Origin of the sequence: Streptomyces sp. NBC_00513, from assembly GCF_041431415.1 — a bacterium.
Taxonomy (GTDB): Bacteria; Actinomycetota; Actinomycetes; order Streptomycetales; family Streptomycetaceae; genus Streptomyces.
Window position 1 is genome coordinate 2,618,650 of sequence record NZ_CP107845.1, and the last position, 13,821, is coordinate 2,632,470.

The window sequence follows — 13,821 nt, forward strand, 5'->3', positions numbered from 1 at the left end:
TCCACGGGCGTTCCGACAGCTGAGAGCATGGATCGCTCAGGGGTGCGAAAAGAAGACAAAAGACTGGAGTTCCGCATGTCGGAGAGAGGCCCCTCGACGGCCCCCTCGGAAGAGTCGCCGCACGGCTCGGTCCCCGTCCCCGTCGCCGGCGTGGCGCCGACCGCCGACGCCGCACCGCTGAAGGCCGCGCGCCGCACCGGCCTGCTCGTCACCTTCATCCTGGGCGGACTGACGGCCCTGCCCCCGCTGTCCATGGACATGTACCTGCCGGCGCTGCCGCAGGTCACCGACGCCCTGCACAGCCCGGCCGCCACCGTCCAGCTCACCCTGACCGCCTGCCTGGCCGGCATGGCGCTGGGCCAACTGGTCATCGGCCCGATGAGCGACAAGTGGGGCCGCAGGCGCCCGCTGCTCATCGGCATGATCGTCTACGTGCTCGCCACCGCGATCTGCGCCCTCGCCCCGACCACCGAGCTGCTGATCGCCTTCCGGCTCCTCCAGGGCCTGGCCGGCGCCGCCGCCATCGTCATCGCGCGCGCCGTCGTCCGCGACCTGTACGACGGCGTCGAGATGGCCCGGTTCTTCTCCACCCTGATGCTGATATCGGGGGTCGCCCCGATCATCGCCCCGCTCATCGGCGGGCAGATCCTGCGCGTCGCCGACTGGCGCGGGGTCTTCGTCGTCCTGACCGCCGTCGGCACCGCGCTGACCCTCGTGGTCTGGCGGGGACTCGGCGAGACCCTGCCGCCCGAGCGCCGCCACACCGGCGGCGTCGGCGCGGCGCTGCGCACCATGCGCGGGCTGCTCGGCGACCGGGTGTTCGCCGGGTACACCCTCACCGGCGGGTTCTCGTTCGCGGTGCTCTTCTCCTACATCTCCGCCTCCCCCTTCGTGGTGCAGGAGATCTACGGTGCCTCGCCGCAGGCGTTCAGCCTGCTGTTCGGCCTGAACTCCGTCGGCCTGATCGTCGTCGGGCAGATCAACGGCAAGCTGCTGGTGGGCCGGGTCAGCCTCGACAAGGCCCTCGGCGTCGGCCTCGCGATCATCACCACCGCATCGGTGGCCCTGCTGCTGATGGCCACCGGGGTCTTCGGGAAGGTCGGGCTGGTCCCGATGGCCGCCGCGCTGTTCGTGCTGATGTCGGCCATGGGCCTGCTGCTGCCGAACACCAACGCGCAGGCTCTGATGCGCACCCCGCACGCCGCCGGGTCGGCCTCCGCGCTGCTGGGCACCTCCTCGTTCCTCGTCGGGGCCATCGCCTCGCCGCTGGTCGGGATCGCTGGCGAGGACACGGCGGTGCCGATGGCGGTGGTGCAGTTGTCCTGCTCGCTGCTCGCGGTGGCCTGCTTCCTGGGCCTGTGCCGGCCGTGGCGCGGCCGCGAGCCGATGGCGGGCGCCCGGGCCCGCGCGTAGGTCCTGTCCGGGGCGGTGCCTCCGTCCCGGGACGGAGGCACCGCCCCGGGGCTCGTCACCGGCCCGGGCGGTACGTCACCGGCCCGGGCGGCGCGTCCGCCGCGTCACCGGGCCCCGCTCGGCGCCGTAAACTTCGCGGGTGAACGCCGCCTCCGCCCCCGCACCCACCACCGCCGAAACCCTCCGGTCCGCGCTGGGCCGGCTCCTCGACGGGCTCCCCCCGAAGCAGGCCTCCGCCGCCGTGGAGCGGCTCATCGCCAACTACCGGGGCACCACCCCGACCGACGCGCCCGTACTGCGCGACCGCTCCGACGTCGCGGCGTACGCGGCGTACCGGATGCCGGCGACCTTCGAGGCGGTGCGGTCCGCGCTGGACGGGCTGGCCGAGGCGGCCCCGGAGTGGGTCCCGGCCTCGCACGTCGACGTGGGCGGCGGCACCGGGGCCGCGACCTGGGCCGTGGACGCCATCTGGGACGGGCCGCGCGAGACCACCGTGCTGGACTGGGCGGAACCCGCGCTGGTCCTGGGCCGGGAACTCGCGGCGGCCTCCGCCTCCCCGGTGCTCCGCGCGGCCGAGTGGCGGCGGGCCGTCATCGGGTCCGGGATCGCCCTGCCCGACGCGGACCTGGTGACCGTGTCGTACGTCCTGGGCGAGTTGACGGCGGAGGCCCGCCGGGCCGTCGTCGCGGAGGCCGCGCGCGCCGGTCGGGCGGTCGTGCTGATCGAGCCGGGCACCCCGGACGGGTACCTGCGCCTGCGCGAGGCCCGCGAGCAGCTGATCGAGGCCGGTATGACGGTGGCCGCGCCCTGCCCGCACGACGGCACCTGCCCGATCGAGGTCGGGAAGGACTGGTGTCACTTCTCGACCCGGGTCAGCCGGTCCTCCCTGCACCGTCAGGTCAAGGGCGGCTCCCTGCCGTACGAGGACGAGAAGTTCGCGTACGTGGCCGCGACCCGCTTCCCGGTCGAGCCGGCCACCTCCCGGATCACGCGGAGGCCGCAGATCCGGAAGGGGCTCGTGCTGCTGGAGCTGTGCGGTCCGCAGGGGACGGGCGAGGGCGAGGGTCTGACCCGGGCCACCGTGACCAAGCGCCACGGTGACCTCTACAAGGCGGCGCGGGACGCCGACTGGGGACAGGAGTGGCCGCCGCCCGCCCGGTGACGTCCGCCTCGGCCACCTCGCCTCGGCCACATCCGCCCCGGGCCACATCCGCCCCGGCTACATCCGCAGCTCCTGGGTGCAGCACTTCACGCTGCCGCCACCCTTGAGCAGTTCGCCCAGGTCCATCGGGACCGGCTCGAAGCCCCGGTCCCGCAGGGGTGCCAGCAGGCCCGTGGCGGCCTGCGGGAGCAGCACGTGCAGCCCGTCGGAGACGGAGTTCAGCCCGAAGGCCGCCGCGTCCCGGTCCTCCACGAGGAGGGCGTCCGGGAAGAGGCGCCGGAGCACGGCCCGGCTGCCCGGCGAGAAGGCCTGCGGGTAGTACATGACCTCGTCCCCGTCGAGGACGGACAGGGCCGTGTCGAGGTGGTAGTAGCGGGGGTCCACCAGGTCGAGGCCGATGACCGGGCGGCCGAAGAACTCCTGGGCCTCGTCGTGGGACAGGGGGCTGGAGCGGAAGCCCCGGCCGGCGAGGATGTAGGTGGCGGTGACGGCGAAGTCGCCCTCGCCCTCGTTGACGTGGGACGGCTCGCGGATGTCCGTGAAGCCGTGGGTGCGGAACCAGTCGAGGTGGAGTTCCGCCTCGGCGGTGCGTTCCGGGTAGGCGAACCGGGCTCCGAGGACCCGGCCGTCGACGACCAGGGCGCCGTTCGCGGCGAACACCATGTCGGGCAGGTCGGGGTCGGGCACGAGGGTCTCGACGGTGTGGCCGAGGGCGCGGTAGCGGTCCCTCAGGTCCTCCCACTGGGCCAGTGCGAGGGGCAGGTCCACCGGTTTCGTGGGGTCCATCCACGGGTTGATGGAGTACGTGACCTTGAAGTGCGCGGGCGGGCACATCAGGTATCGCCGGGGTGTGGCGTCTCTGCGCAATGAGGGCTCCTCACGGTGATGAGGAGTGAATCGTCTCTCCTCCGGGGCGACCGCGCAGTGAACTGACCGGGTGGTTCAGCTCAATGACCGAAACACAAGACGAAACGTCTCGCATTGGTACGTTGGCCGGATGAACGAGACCCCTGCCGCGGATCCGCGAGACGCCAAGGCCCGCACCCCCAAGGCCCCGGACGCCGCTCGCCGCAGCGACCGGTCCCGGCGGGCCATCCTGGACGCCGCCCTGGACCTGGTCGGGGAGGTCGGCTACAACCGGCTCACCATCGAGGCCATCGCGGCCCGCGCGAAAGTCGGCAAGCAGACCATCTACCGCTGGTGGCCCTCCAAGGCGGCGGTCCTGCTGGAAGCCTCGCTCGCGCTGGCCGGCGAGGCGGAGGAGGACGTCGAGTGGACCGGCTTCCCGGACACCGGGGACCTGGCCGCCGACCTGAAGTACGTCCTGCGGGCGACGGTGGACCAGTTCAACGACGAGAAGTACGAGGCCGCCGCCCGCGCCCTGACCGCCGCCGGCGCCACCGACGCGGAGCTGGGCGCACGTATGACCGAGCAACTGCTGGAGCCCCAGCTCGCCCTGTACGAGGCGCGGTTGCGCACGGCGCGGGCGGCGGGCCAACTGGCGCCGGAAGCCGATCTGCGGCTGACCGTGGAACTGCTGGTGGGGCCGCTGACGCACCGCTGGCTGATGCGGACGGCGCCGCTCACGCACGCCTACGCGGACGCCCTCGTGGACGCGGTGCTGCGCGGCGTCGGCGGGGTGGGAAAAGTCACCGCCTGACACTCGGCCGACCGGGGCCGTACCGGGGGCCGAGAACATATGGCCGGTTCCTGTGGTTATGTGGGCCACCCGAGTTCGGGGGGTGCGGTCACTCTCGGCCCGGGATGGTGGGACCATGTGAGGGTCCGCCGGGGGCAACGGTGAGGTGAGGGGATTGATGGGGTCTGAGTCCGGCCGCGTCCAACGCGGCGAGCAGAGCAGGATTTCCCAGTGGCTGCGCCGCCGGCCGAAGCCCACTCCGGAGGACCCCGGCGAGGAACGCGAAGCCCTGCTGTTGGCCGTCGCCGCCGCGGGCCTCCCGATCGCCCCGGCCGCCCATCCCGCCGGCTACCGGTGTTCGTGCGACCGGATCGGCTGTCCCACGCCCGCGCGGCACCCCGTCTCCTTCGCCTGGCAGACCCAGTCGACCACCGACCGCGCGCAGATCGAGCGGTGGGCGCGCAACCAGCCCCAGGCCAACTTCATCACCGCGACCGGCATGGTCCACGACGTCCTGGACGTACCGCTGGAGGCCGGCCGCGACGCACTGACCCGTCTGCTGGCCGCCGGCGTCGAAGTGGGCCCGGTCGCCGAGTCCGGCGGTACGGGCGAACAGGCACGGATGCTGTTCTTCACCGCCACCCGGGGCACCCCGGAGGACGAGGACGAGTGGTGGCCGTGCGAGCTGGACTGCCACCCCGAGACGATGGACGAGCATCCGGGCCTGCGCTGGCACTGTCGGGGCAGCTATGTCCTGGTCCCGCCGGCCGCCCTCCCCGGTGACCTCTCGGTCGGCTGGCTGCGCGGCATGGAGCACCCGCTCCCGGACCCGCTGACGCTGCTGGAGACCCTCACGGACGCCTGCGCCCTCTACGCGGGCTCCTCCGCCCGGACCCCGGAGGCCGTGGCCTGGCCCCTGGGCCGCTGACCCCCTGGGCTCTGAGCCCCTCGGCCCCGGCCGCCCCGGAGCCCCGGCCCGGGCCCCGGCCCCGGAGCCCTCGACGACGCCGGTCCCTCAGTGGATCCGCGTCACGACCACGTCGAGGGACCACGCCTTCGCCGGCTTCGCGGGAACGTCGGCCTCCACCGCGTAGCCGAGGTCCCGCAGGGCCGTCACCAGCTCCGCCGGCGATCCGGGGGCCGCCCCGGCGAGCAGCAGGTCCCGGACCAGGCGCCCCTTCGTGGCCTTGTTGAAGTGGCTCACCACCGACCGCTTCTCCACGCCGTCCACCATCTGCGAGTGCAGCACCCGCACGGTGGCGGTGCGGCCCGCGACCTCGCCCTTGGGCTTCCACGCGGAGGCGTAGGCGGAGGACCGCAGGTCCAGCACCAGCCCGTCCCCGGCGGCCTCCGGCAGCACCGACGCCATCGGCTCCCGCCAGTGCGCGCCCAGCGCCCCCAGCCCCGGCAGCTTGACGCCCATGGAGCACCGGTACGAGGGGATGCGGTCGGTGACCCGTACCGCGCCCCACAGCCCGGAGAAGACCAGCAGCGACCGCTCGGCGGCCAGGGCGGCCGGCTCGGGCAGGTCGGCCAGGCCGAGCGCGTCGTACAGGACCCCGGTGTAGATCTCGCCGGCCGGTCGCGCGACGGCCGTCCGCAGCTCGGCGTTCTTCGCGACCTCGCCCCGCAGCCCCTCGCTGAGGCCCAGGACCTCGCGCGCCTTGAACTCGTCGCCGACGCACAGCTCGACCAGTTCCTCCAGGACCGCCGCCCGCGCCCCGGCCAGCCCCGGCAGCGACAGCGTCTCCGGCTTCAGCGGTGCGCCGGAGCCGCCGGCGGCCTTTCCCTCGGAGGGCGGCAGCAGCACGAGCACGGTGGTTCTCCTTCGGTACGACACGGCGCAGGGGGTGCGGCCCCCGAGCCAGGGTAGACGGCTCGACGCGACGGCGAGGCCGCCCGGCCATAGGCTCGGTCCATGCCACGCCGTCACCTGCACATGACCGGCGCAGACGGGGCTGCCCTGCGGGCCGCACTGCGTGACCTGCGGACGAAGCTCGACGTGCCGCGCGAGTTCCCCGCCGAGGTGCTCGCCGAGGCGGAGCGGGTCGCGCGGGACCCGCGCCTGCCGGCGTACGACGCCACCGACCTCCCCCTCTTCACCCTCGACCCGCCGACCTCCCTCGACCTCGACCAGGCCATGCACCTGGCGAGGCGGCCCGCCGGCGGCTACCGCGTGCACTACGCCATCGCGGACGTCGCCGCGTTCGTCACGCCCGGCGGCGCCCTCGACACCGAGGCCCACCGCCGGATCACCACCCTGTACTTCCCCGACGGGAAGGTCCCCCTGCACCCGGCGGTGCTCTCGGACGGCGCGGCGAGCCTGCTGCCCGACCAGGACGCCCCCGCGCTGCTGTGGCGGTTCGACCTGGACGCCGACGGCCGCGTCGAGACCACCGAGGTGCGCCGCGCCCTGGTGCGCAGCCGCGCCAAGCTCGACTACGCCGGCGTACAGCGGGCGATCGACTCCGGTACGGCCGAGGAGACCGTGGCCCTGCTCAAGGACGTCGGCGTGCGCCGCGAGGCCCTGGAGACCGAACGCGGCGGAATCTCCCTCGCCGTGCCCGACCAGGAGATCGTCGAACACCACGGCGCGTACACCCCGGCCTACCGCATCCCGCTGCCGGCGGACGGCTGGAACGCCCAGATGTCGCTGATGACCGGCATGGCGGCGGCCGAACTGATGCTCACCGCCGGCGCCGGCATCCTGCGCACCCTCCCGAACGCCCCCGACGGCGCGGTCGGCCGGCTGCACCGGGTGGCGAAGGCCCTGCGGATCGAGTGGCCCCACCACGTCCCGTACGCCGAACTCGTGCGCTCCCTCGATCCGCGGCTGCCGAACCACGCGGCGTTCCTCCAGGAGTGCACGACCCTGCTCCGCGGCGCCGGGTACACCGTCTTCACCGACGGGCGGACCCCGGACCCGCTGCTGCACGCGGCGGTGGCCGCCCCGTACACGCATTGCACCGCTCCCCTGCGCCGGCTCGTCGACCGGTACACCGGCGAACTGTGCGTCGCGGCGGCGGCCGGGGTCGCACCGCCCGCCTGGGCGGTCGACGCGCTGGCCGGGCTACCCCGGGAGATGGAGGTGGGCAACCGGCTGGCCAACACCGTGGAACGGGAGTCCGTGAACCTGGTCGAGGCCGCCCTGCTGACGGGCCACGTCGGCGACACCTTCGACGCGGTGGTCATCGACGTCAAGGAGCGGGAGCCGCTGGTGGGAACGGTCCACCTGGAGGACCCGGCGGTGGTCGGCCGCGTCGAGTCCCCGGCCGACGCGTTGCCGCTCGGCGAACGGATCCGGGTCCGGCTCACGGAGGCCGACCTGGGCACCGCGCGGATCCTGTTCGCCCCGGCCTGATCCCGTACGCCCGTCGTCGGCCATGGCCACGGGCCACGGCTCCTGTCATCATCTGCGCACGGCGCCGCAGGACCGGGCCGTGCGACGCCTCGGGGGAGGGACAACGGATGGGTGCCGTCGACCTTCCCGCGCGCCCACCGGCGCACCGCCCTCCCCCGCCCCGGCCCCTGACCCGCCCGCCGGCTCCCCCGCTGCGCCCCCACATCGTCAACTACACCGGCTTCCGTACCGAGTTCGCGGTCCCCCGACGCCGGCTGGAGCTGCCCACCGGCCTGGTCACGCTCGTCTTCACCTTCACCGAGGGGCTGTGGGTGGCCCGCACCGGCGCGGGAGCCGACATCGAGGGAGCCGACGGCACGGGCACCGCCCTCGCGGGCGTCGGGCTCGACACGGCCCGGCTGATGCCCGCCTCCCACGCCCTGATCAGCGGCCCCCGCAGCGGTCCGGCGATAGGGGTGCACGCGGGCCGGGTCCACGGCCTGGAGGTGAACATGAGTCCGCTGGGCGCCTACCGGCTGTTCGGCATCCCCATGGTGCACTTCGAGGAGGCCCGGGTGGACCTGGCGGAGGTCCTGGGCCCCGACGGGCGGCACCTGGCGGACCGGCTCGCGGCGTTGGGCGGCTGGCGGGAGCGGTTCGACCTGCTCGACTCGGTGTTCGTCGCCCGTCTGGAGCGGGGGCCGGCCGTCGCGCCCGAGGTGCGCGGGGCGCTGGCCCGGCTGTGGGCCGACAGCGGGACCTCCCTGGCGCGGGCGACGGCCGGATCCGGTTGGAGCGCACGCACGCTGCGCGCCCGGTTCCGTGAGCAGGTCGGGCTGTCGCCGAAGGCGGTCGCCCGGGTGTTCCGCCTCCAGCACGCGCTGCGCCGGCTCGCGGCCGGGGAGCCGCCCGCCCGGGTCGCGGCGGCCTGCGGCTACCACGACCAGGCCCACTTGAGCCGCGAGGTGAAGGCGATGACCGGGCTGCCGCCGTCCCGTTTCGCGCTGCTGCGCGAGGGGCTGCCTCCGGGGTCGGCCCTGGACCGGACACCGGGCCGGATCACGAGCGTGCTGCTGTGAATCGGCCGTGCGTGCCGTTTTTGACAAGACAGGACCGCTCCGGTTTGCCACGCTCGGCGGGGGACCCCGCACTGCGTCGGCTCGTCACGGGGGTGTGAGCCGGCGCAGTGCGGTGACCAGCGCGCGCGGGTCGTCGGCGTGGAAGCGGATGGTGCGCGCCCGCCCGGGCCCGCCGAGGGGGCGGACGAAGGACAGCGGACGGTTCAGCTCCAGGGTCACGGAGGTCTGGCTGCCGACGATCAGGTCGAGCAGCCCCTCCTCCTCGTTCAGCGTGACCAGCCGGCCTTCGGGGTAGCGGCGGTCCACCCGGACCGAGGCCACCGCGTCCGGCGGGACGGTGAGGTCGAACAGGGCCCCGTACCGGATCCGCAGGGACCCGTCGGCGCCGACCACGTGCGGTCGCACCACGCAGGCGGCGTGCATCGCGAGGACCAGCACCACCCCGTACACGTCGAGGACGAGCACCACCCGGTGCACGGTCGGCCAGGGGATCAGGTAAGCCAGCGCGACGGTCTCGATCAGCGACACGAAGAGCAGGCCGTACATCATGGCCGTCTGCGGGCCGGTGTACCCGGCGGGCACGTCGCCCGTCCCGACCCCGTGCGGCGCCCGGCGCCCGAGCCACCGCCCGAGGGAGGCGGCGGCCCGCAGTTCGTGCAGCAGCAGCCGCCGGACGGGGGCCGGGACCACCGCGCGCACGGCTCCCCGCCAGGCCTCCCCGGGGGCGGCGCCCCGGGCCCGCCGTTCGACGTACAGCCCGCGCAGCACCCGGGCCTCCAGCAGCAGCGTCCCGAGCACCAGCGCCTCGGCCACGACCGGTACCCAGCCGGGCAGCCGCACCCCGGCCACCAGACAGACCACCAGCGCCAGTTCCCCGGGGATGACGGCGGTCGCCGCGATCCGGGCCGCCCGGATCGCGCTCATCCCCTGCCCCTCTCCACGAACCCCTCCATGACCCGGCGCACGACCTCCGCCTGCGCCGGCGGGTACTCGGCGAGCAGCGCCTCCTTGAACCCGGGGGCGACCGGTCCGTCCGACGGGATCGCGGCGAACACCTCGTCGGGCACGGCCGCCACCAGGGCCCGCGCGAGGGGGGCGATCCGCGGGTCGTCGACGGGCGCGTCGACCAGCTCGTCGAGCCGCTCGTACAGGCCGAGGACGGCCGGGTCGGCGGCCAGCGTCCCGAGCAGGGCGTAGACCTCCTCGCCGATGGCGCCCGTGCCGTCGAGCAGCGTGAGGTGCTCGCGGTCCAGGGCGGCGCTGGGCGAGTCCGTCGCCGGCGCCTTGGCGAGCAGGGCGGCGAGCGCCGGCGACAGCGGCTCGACCTCCCCGGGCGGGGCGGCGAGGAGCAGGGCGAGCCGCTGCCGGCGGGCGGCCAGTTCGGCCTGCTGCCGGGCCAGGTCGGCGTCCAGTTCCGCCAGCACCTCGGCGAGTTCGCGGCCCGCGTCGTCGGCGAGGACGTCGCGGACCTCGTCGAGGCTCAGCCCGAGTTCGGTGAGCCGGCGTACGCGGGCCAGCAGGACGGCGTCGCGCACGGTGTAGGCCCGGTATCCGTTGGGGCGCCGCTCCGGTTCCGGGAGCAGCCCGACATGGTGGTAGTGCCGGATCGCCCGGGTGGTGAGCCCGACGAGCGCGGCGATCTCTCCGATCCGCATGGGGCCAGTAGAAACCCTGCCGTCACGTCAAGGTCAAGCGGTCGCGGGGGTGCCGGTAGCATGGTCGTCACGCAGAACGACACAAGCGGGCGGCCGCGTCGGGATCCTCGGATCCCGCCGAGGAACGTCCGGGCTCCACAGGGCAGGGTGGTGGCTAACGGCCACCCGGGGTGACCCGCGGGACAGTGCCACAGAAAACAGACCGCCGGGGACCTCGGTCCTCGGTAAGGGTGAAACGGTGGTGTAAGAGACCACCAGCGCCTGAGGTGACTCAGGCGGCTAGGTAAACCCCACCCGGAGCAAGGTCAAGAGGAGTCGTCTCCGGACGGCTCTGCGCGGACGATCGAGGGCTGCCCGCCCGAGTCCGCGGGTAGACCGCACGAGGCCGGCGGCAACGCCGGTCCTAGATGGATGGCCGTCTCCCCGGCGACCGCGAGGTCACCGGGCGACAGAACCCGGCGTACAGCTTGTGTCGTTCTGCGCCACCGCCCTGACCAGGGGTTTCCTCCGGTCAGGGCGGTTTCGTGCGTCCGGGCGGCCCCGTGTCTCCGGGGCGCGCGGTGGTGTCAGCGCAGGTGGCCGGTGTCGTTCAGCAGCCGCACCGAGGCATTGCCGTCGGCGTAGTAGGCCACGGCCGAGAGGGAGGCCGCGGACAGCTCCATCTTGAACAGGGACTCGGGCGGGGCGCCCAGGGCGAGGCGCACCAGCGTCTTGACCGGGGTCACGTGCGTGACGACCAGCACCGTCCGGCCCGCGTGCGCGGACACCAGCCGGTCGCGCGCGGCCGAGACCCGGCGGGTGACGGTCGCGAAGCTCTCGCCGCCGCCCGTGGGGGCGGCCTTCGGGGAGTCCAGCCATGCCTGGAGGTCGTCGGGGAACCGTGCGCGCACCTCGGCGAAGGTCAGGCCCTCCCACGCGCCGAAGTCCGTCTCGCGCAGGCCCTCTTCGATCGCCACCGGCAGGCCGAGCCGGTCGGCGACCGCCTGGGCGGTCTCCCGGCAGCGTCGCAGCGGGGAGCTGACGACGGCCTGTACGGTGCCCCGCGCGGCCAGCGCCTCGGCGACCGCGGCGGCCTGGCGACGGCCGGCCGGGGAGAGTTCGGGGTCGGTGCCGCCGCTGCCGGAGAAGCGCTTCTGCGGGGTCAGGGCCGTCTCGCCGTGCCGCAGCAGTACCAGGGTCGCGGGCGCGCCGAGGTCGGGACCCCAGCCGGTGCCCGCGGCGGGCGCGCCGGCGGGTGCCTCCTCGGCGGCGGGTTCCGCGAACAGGGTGTCGGCGGCCGGGGCCGCGGAGGCGGCGAGCGCCGCCCGGACGGCGGCCGCGCCGGCCGCCGCGTCCCCGGGCGGCCCGGAGGCCGGCGGGGTCGCCAGGGCGCGCGCGGCGCTCCGGTCGAAGACGGCCGTGGAGCCCGACGGCTCCCACTGCCCGCCGCGCTTGCCGGCGTCCATGGCCTCGTTGGCGAGCCGGTCCGCGTGCTTGTTCTTCTCGCGCGGGATCCACTCGTACGTCACCTGCGAGCGGGGCAGGATCTTCGCCGCCTCCGCCGCGAGCGGCTTCATGTCCGGGTGCTTGATCTTCCAGCGCCCCGACATCTGCTCGACGACGAGCTTGGAGTCCATGCGGACGAGGACCACCGCGTCCGGCGCCAGCTCGTGCGCGGCGCGCAGCCCGGCGATCAGACCCTTGTACTCCGCCACGTTGTTCGTCGCGACGCCGATGTACTCGGCGCGCTCGGCGAGGGTCTCCCCCGTCGCCGGGTCGAGGACGACCGCGCCGTAGCCGGCGGGCCCCGGGTTGCCCCGGGAGCCGCCGTCCGCTTCCACGACAAACCGCGGCATCAGATGCCCGAGTCGGCCGTACGGACGAGGATGCGGCCGCAGTTGTCGTGGCGGACGACCTGGTCGCGGGCCGCGGCCTTGATCTCGTTGACCTCGGCCATGTCGAGCTCCAGGCGGCAGCCCTCGCAGCGGCGCTGGTAGAGGCGCGCGGCGCCGACGCCGCCCTGCTTGACGCGGATCTTCTCGTACAGCGCCATCAGGGCTTCCGGCATGGAGCCGACGATGACCTCGCGGTCCTTGGCGATGCCGGCGACCTCGGCGTCGATCTCGCCGGTGGCGGCGTCACGGCGCGCGGTGGCGTCCGCGAGCTTGACCTCCAGCGAGGCGACCCGCTCGGTCAGCTCGGTGACGCGCTCCTGCGCGCCCTCCAGACGCTCCATGACCTCCAGGACCACGTCCTCCAGGTCGCCCTGGCGCTTGGCGAGCAGGACGACCTCGCGCTGGAGGTTCTCCAGGTCGCGGGCCGAGACGCCGACGCCCGAGTCGAGCCGCTGCTGGTCGCGGGCCGCGCGCTGACGGACCTGGTCGACGTCCTGCTCCGCCTTGGTCTGCTCGCGGGCGGCGTCCTTGGCCTGGGTCTGGGCGGCGACGAGCATGTCGCGCTGCTGGGTGAGGTCCTTGGCCAGGGAGTCGACCTCGGCGTGCTCGGGGAGCGACTTGCGCTTGTGGGCGAGCTGAGACAGCCGGACGTCCAGGGCCTGGACGTCGAGAAGTCGGATCTGGTCGGCGGGCTCGGCGTTCAGTTGGGGGCTCCAGGGTTAGAAGGGGAGGTCACGGACGGCGCGTGCGCCGTCCACGGGTCGGTGACCGTGCGCGAGACGTGGGTCCGCAGACCCCAGCCGTGGCGCTCGGAGATCGCGTCGAGCTGCGCGGCGGCCTGCTCGCACCAGGGCCACTCGGTGGCCCAGTGGGCGGCGTCGACGAGGGCGAGCGGGCTCTGCCCGCGGGCCTCGGACACCGGGTGGTGGCGCAGGTCGGAGGTGAGGAAGACGTCCACGCCGGCGGCGCGGACCTGCTCGAAGAGGCTGTCGCCGGAGCCGCCGCTGACGGCGACGGTGCGGATCGGCGTGTCCGGGTCGCCGGCCACGCGGATGCCCTGTGCGGTCTGGGGCAGCCAGGCGGCGGCGCGGGCGGCGAACTCGCGGAGGGTCTCGGGGTGGTCCAGTTCGCAGATCCGGCCGAGGCCGCGGCGGCCCTCGGGGTCGGTGGGGTCCGGGACCAGGGGGCCGGTGATGCGCAGGTCGAGGGCGCCGGCCAGGGCGTCGGAGACGCCGGGGTCGGCGGTGTCGGCGTTGGTGTGCGCGACGTGCAGGGCGATGTCGTTCTTGATCAGCGTGTGCACGACGCGGCCCTTGAAGGTGCCCGCCTCGACGGTGGTGGTGCCCCGCAGGTAGAGGGGGTGGTGGGTGACGACCAGGTCGGCGCCCAGTTTCACGGCCTCGTCGATGATCTCCTGGACGGGGTCGACGGCGAACAGGACGCGGGAGATTTCGGCGTCGGGGTCGCCGCAGACGGTTCCGACCGCGTCCCACTGCTCGGCCCGCGAGGGGGGCCAGAGAGCGTCCAGCGCGGCGATGACTTCAGAGAGACGGGGCACGGGCCAAGGCTACCGTCCGCCCGGACCGGCCCCGTGCTCGACGTCGGGCTGTTCCCGCGGGCGGTCGCCGGGTGTCCCGGGGCGTCTTCGGGAACTCCCGG

General features: G+C 74.4%; 12 protein-coding genes, 1 other RNA gene and 1 pseudogene. 7 read left to right on the forward strand and 7 right to left on the reverse strand.

Going from position 1 to position 13,821, the window contains the following annotated elements; translation table 11 throughout:
- The first annotated feature begins 75 nt into the window (after positions 1-75).
- Entirely contained in the window at positions 76-1,413 is a 1,338-nt protein-coding gene (locus OHA84_RS12255) for a Bcr/CflA family multidrug efflux MFS transporter (RefSeq protein ID WP_266947288.1), read from the forward strand.
- A gap of 139 nt (positions 1,414-1,552) precedes the next feature.
- A complete protein-coding gene (locus OHA84_RS12260) occupies positions 1,553-2,575 on the forward strand; it encodes a small ribosomal subunit Rsm22 family protein (RefSeq protein WP_053679121.1) in 1,023 nt (340 codons plus the stop codon).
- A gap of 57 nt (positions 2,576-2,632) precedes the next feature.
- Here OHA84_RS12260 and ddaH read toward each other — a convergent pair.
- A pseudogene (gene ddaH / locus OHA84_RS12265) lies at positions 2,633-3,469 on the reverse strand (dimethylargininase); the annotation flags it as partial.
- A gap of 103 nt (positions 3,470-3,572) precedes the next feature.
- Between ddaH and OHA84_RS12270 the strand changes: the two are divergent.
- Entirely contained in the window at positions 3,573-4,235 is a 663-nt protein-coding gene (locus OHA84_RS12270) for a TetR/AcrR family transcriptional regulator (RefSeq protein ID WP_266947296.1), read from the forward strand.
- Between the two features lie 157 nt (positions 4,236-4,392).
- The gene (locus tag OHA84_RS12275) at positions 4,393-5,142 is read left to right on the forward strand and encodes a bifunctional DNA primase/polymerase (protein ID WP_053679115.1); all 750 of its coding nucleotides are present in this window, start codon (positions 4,393-4,395) and stop codon (positions 5,140-5,142) included.
- An 87-nt stretch (positions 5,143-5,229) separates the two neighbouring features.
- Here OHA84_RS12275 and yaaA read toward each other — a convergent pair whose 3' ends face one another.
- Positions 5,230-6,030 carry a peroxide stress protein YaaA gene (gene yaaA, locus OHA84_RS12280; protein ID WP_266971741.1) on the reverse strand — a complete coding sequence of 267 codons (801 nt, stop codon included), beginning with the start codon at positions 6,028-6,030 and terminating at the stop codon, positions 5,230-5,232.
- A 102-nt stretch (positions 6,031-6,132) separates the two neighbouring features.
- Here yaaA and OHA84_RS12285 point away from each other — a divergent pair, with 102 nt between their 5' ends.
- Together OHA84_RS12285 and OHA84_RS12290 are read left to right on the forward strand one after the other, a co-directional pair.
- Positions 6,133-7,575 (forward strand): RNB domain-containing ribonuclease, encoded by a 1,443-nt coding sequence (locus OHA84_RS12285; protein ID WP_053679111.1) that lies wholly within the window; start codon positions 6,133-6,135, stop codon positions 7,573-7,575.
- A gap of 107 nt (positions 7,576-7,682) precedes the next feature.
- A complete protein-coding gene (locus tag OHA84_RS12290; protein WP_053679109.1) occupies positions 7,683-8,633 on the forward strand; it encodes a helix-turn-helix domain-containing protein in 951 nt (316 codons plus the stop codon).
- Positions 8,634-8,717: 84 nt separating this feature from the next.
- Here the strand turns inward: OHA84_RS12290 and OHA84_RS12295 are convergent, their stop codons facing one another.
- Positions 8,718-9,557 carry a hypothetical protein gene (locus OHA84_RS12295; protein WP_266971738.1) on the reverse strand — a complete coding sequence of 280 codons (840 nt, stop codon included), beginning with the start codon at positions 9,555-9,557 and terminating at the stop codon, positions 8,718-8,720.
- On the reverse strand, positions 9,554-10,288 hold the full coding sequence (locus OHA84_RS12300; RefSeq protein WP_266971737.1) for a MerR family transcriptional regulator: 735 nt from the start codon (positions 10,286-10,288) through the stop codon (positions 9,554-9,556). The genes OHA84_RS12295 and OHA84_RS12300 overlap by 4 nt, the downstream gene beginning before the upstream one ends.
- A 77-nt stretch (positions 10,289-10,365) precedes the next feature.
- On the opposite strand from OHA84_RS12300, the gene rnpB reads away from it, so the two are divergent.
- Positions 10,366-10,767: RNase P RNA component class A (gene rnpB, locus OHA84_RS12305), an RNA gene on the forward strand.
- 87 nt (positions 10,768-10,854) lie between these two features.
- Here the strand turns inward: rnpB and OHA84_RS12310 are convergent.
- From OHA84_RS12310 to OHA84_RS12320, 3 genes are read right to left on the reverse strand one after another with little or no spacing between them, the layout of a single operon-like run.
- Positions 10,855-12,123 carry a bifunctional RNase H/acid phosphatase gene (locus tag OHA84_RS12310; protein ID WP_266947307.1) on the reverse strand — a complete coding sequence of 423 codons (1,269 nt, stop codon included), beginning with the start codon at positions 12,121-12,123 and terminating at the stop codon, positions 10,855-10,857.
- Positions 12,123-12,866, reverse strand: coding sequence for a zinc ribbon domain-containing protein (locus OHA84_RS12315; protein WP_053679101.1), 744 nt, complete (start codon positions 12,864-12,866; stop codon positions 12,123-12,125). The genes OHA84_RS12310 and OHA84_RS12315 overlap by 1 nt, the downstream gene beginning before the upstream one ends.
- A complete protein-coding gene (locus OHA84_RS12320) occupies positions 12,863-13,720 on the reverse strand; it encodes a Nif3-like dinuclear metal center hexameric protein (protein ID WP_053679100.1) in 858 nt (285 codons plus the stop codon). The genes OHA84_RS12315 and OHA84_RS12320 overlap by 4 nt, the downstream gene beginning before the upstream one ends.
- Positions 13,721-13,821: the final 101 nt, after the last annotated feature.

Coding starts and splice junctions, on each gene's coding strand:
- OHA84_RS12255 (WP_266947288.1), top strand. CDS start 76: ATGTCGGAGAGAGGCCCCTCGACGGCCCCCTCGGAAGAGTCGCCGCAC.
- OHA84_RS12270 (WP_266947296.1), top strand. CDS start 3,573: ATGAACGAGACCCCTGCCGCGGATCCGCGAGACGCCAAGGCCCGCACC.
- OHA84_RS12275 (WP_053679115.1), top strand. CDS start 4,393: ATGGGGTCTGAGTCCGGCCGCGTCCAACGCGGCGAGCAGAGCAGGATT.
- OHA84_RS12285 (WP_053679111.1), top strand. CDS start 6,133: ATGCCACGCCGTCACCTGCACATGACCGGCGCAGACGGGGCTGCCCTG.
- OHA84_RS12290 (WP_053679109.1), top strand. CDS start 7,683: ATGGGTGCCGTCGACCTTCCCGCGCGCCCACCGGCGCACCGCCCTCCC.
- OHA84_RS12295 (WP_266971738.1), bottom strand. CDS start 9,557: ATGAGCGCGATCCGGGCGGCCCGGATCGCGGCGACCGCCGTCATCCCC.
- OHA84_RS12300 (WP_266971737.1), bottom strand. CDS start 10,288: ATGCGGATCGGAGAGATCGCCGCGCTCGTCGGGCTCACCACCCGGGCG.
- OHA84_RS12310 (WP_266947307.1), bottom strand. CDS start 12,123: ATGCCGCGGTTTGTCGTGGAAGCGGACGGCGGCTCCCGGGGCAACCCG.